The sequence below is a fragment of the Treponema sp. R6D11 genome, from assembly GCF_054786075.1.
The window spans coordinates 1-2,483 of record NZ_BDHD01000228.1; the positions used below are offsets into that span (position 1 = coordinate 1).

At 45.1% G+C, this 2,483-nt stretch carries 1 protein-coding gene and 1 pseudogene; both read right to left on the reverse strand.

Annotated features, from left to right (window positions below; all coding sequences use genetic code 11):
• Positions 1-335: 335 nt before the first annotated feature.
• On the reverse strand, positions 336-1,799 hold the full coding sequence (locus ACYVTD_RS11560) for a hypothetical protein (protein ID WP_461247920.1): 1,464 nt from the start codon (positions 1,797-1,799) through the stop codon (positions 336-338).
• Positions 1,800-2,207: 408 nt separating this feature from the next.
• Positions 2,208-2,483, reverse strand: a pseudogene (locus tag ACYVTD_RS11565) (hypothetical protein); the annotation flags it as partial.

Genomic DNA, 2,483 nt, shown 5'->3' on the forward strand with positions numbered 1-2,483 from the left:
GCATTGAGCCTCATAAAAATATTTAAAGACCTCAATTTTCATGGTTTCCGGTATTTGCGAAAGTTTGTTGTGTTTTATCCATGTAACAAAATCTATTACTTCACTGACACAGTTTGCCGGAAGAGTCTCAATTTCCTGTAATAAAACAGCTCGGTTTGTCATTGTTTTTCCCCTATAAAATAAATATAACATAAAAAAGAAGTATTATCAATCAGCCAATATATAGGTTTAGGTAAAATCGGGCGTAATCAAAGTAATCAACCTCCAAGCATAAAAAAAACCGGAGACCGCAAGCGGCCTCCGGCAATTAGCGCGTTACAATTCTTCGCAGTTGATTAAGGCAATGGCGAATCTTTCGCTGCCCATCCGTATGTAGTACCACCAATAGCAAGATCAAACGCTGTACCAGGCTTGGTCAATGTTATCGTGATATCGGCAAGATACGCGTTATCTACTTCAATTTGCCCCGGTTTGTTGTTAAGTAATATTTTAGCTTTTTCATCCTCTGCAGAACCGGTAACAAAACCATTCCAGAAAGACAGTTTGGTAAGATCAATTACGATATAGAAAATATCTTCGTTACTATAATCTATATCCCACTGACCATCGTCAGCTTTTGGCTGATTCCAATTGCCGGTTATGGCCTGGTCATGCCATGTGTCGCCGTCCGCACTGGTCTGTAACGCGGGCTGTATTGTTCCAAATCCATTCTGTTCTTCGACGCTTATTAATTTAAGTATGAGGTATTTAGCTCCCTTCAAAGTAGCAACGGTCAATTCAGTAGTTTTATTGTCCCTTCCGTTTGTATACCAAGTAGCATTATCCGATGCGCCGAGGTCGAAGTAACCTGCGGGAAGCGCAGGTCCAGCTTCTTTTGTATAAGACACCGCCGCGCTCTTCGGCGAATCCAACGACGTGCCGGGAACGCCCTTCGCGACAACTGTTATGATGTAGGTTCCAACGGGAAGAGTCCCCAAGTTAACATTCGTGCCTGTTACAGTGGTAAACGGATCCTCATCGTCATCTTTGTATATCGCGTAACCTACCGCGCCGTCAACGGCTTCCCATTCCAATCTGTTTCCGACAAGAACGGGTACGGGGGCGGACAGCGTAACTATCTTGGAAGGCCTTAACCCTGTAATCGTAATGTTCGTGATTTTAACTTCGATGTTGCTACTGGTGCCGCTTCCGCTTCTGGCTTCGATCCTGATCCCGGCCGGGCCGCCGCCTGACGCCCCTTTCGTTACCTGATCTATGTCGTCATCCGTAAGGGTGATGTCATAGGAAAACGCGCCGACTTCAGTTATCTTCGTGACTTTGCCGCCTATGGTGGCGTTCTCGCTGTTGACGTACTTGTTGAGCTGGAACGTGCTTCCGGACGGTATTGCGACGATTTCACCCGTTATCTTGATGTTGTCGCCCACGCGGTATCCGAACGCCTTGTTCGGCATATCAATGCCGGGGCCCCAGTTGGCGAGCGTCTTGTAATGTAACGCGATTTTGCCGTCGATCGTTACGGCTTTAAAAAACTCAAGATGTTTGGAGTCTCCTGTCCCTGTTAAGCTGCCCGATTTGACGAGCGGTTTAATTGGGTTGTTGGCGTCTTCGTCGGAAAAATCAAGGTCCCCTTCTTCCAGCGCCTGAATGCCAGCGTCGGTCGCAAGATCAAACACAACTTTCTCTACTAAAGTTTCTTCTTCGCCATCGCCACTGCTGCTACTGCCGCTGCTACAGCCGACCACGGCAAGGCCGAATACCAGAACCATAGCCAGTAAAACCAACCATACTTTCTTCATCATAATTTTCCTCCTGAATTCTTGCCGTCCTACGGGCGGCTATAACAAAGGGAGGTTTGTTTTTTACTTCCTCCCATCGTTACTTTGCTCTCATACGAGAACATAGTTAAATATACCCCTGTTTTTAAACTTTGTCAAAAAAAATTTTTAACTTTTTTTCTTTTAAGTATCAGTTACCGCTTTTTGCTAGCGTACTCACTTTTCAAGATACGCTATATATGGGGTGAGGGGGCGCAAATGTGCTTGAAAAACGAGCGTTTTTCAAGGGATAACCATGAAAATTGAGGTTTTTAAATATTTTTATGAGGCTCAATGCATAGCTTACCTATATGTATAGTATGATATATGCCGTCTTTTATTAATGATGGTTTTTAGCGGTGTCCCAGTTCCATTCAGTCGTAAGCATACTCATTATCTCTTTCCCAGTTGTTCACGCAAGCGAGCAATCTCCGCGTCTTTATCGGCAATTTCCGCGACTTGGTCGGCAATCTCCGCGGCTTGGTCGGCAACTACAGTTTGCCACTTTTCTCGTTCAACTTCCATAGCCTCGTTCTCCCAAACTCTTTTCGCCGTGTCCCAGTTCCATTCTGTAGTAAGCATACTCATTACCTCCTTGGCGTGTTTCTCCATCAGCTCTTTCAATATATCATGTTTGCGGCAATATTGCACGGTCTTTTTTACCGCCTC

What these genes read in the sequence shown, in the direction of transcription:
- ACYVTD_RS11560 (WP_461247920.1), bottom strand. Translation starts at nt 1,799, where the DNA reads ATGATGAAGAAAGTATGGTTGGTTTTACTGGCTATGGTTCTGGTATTC.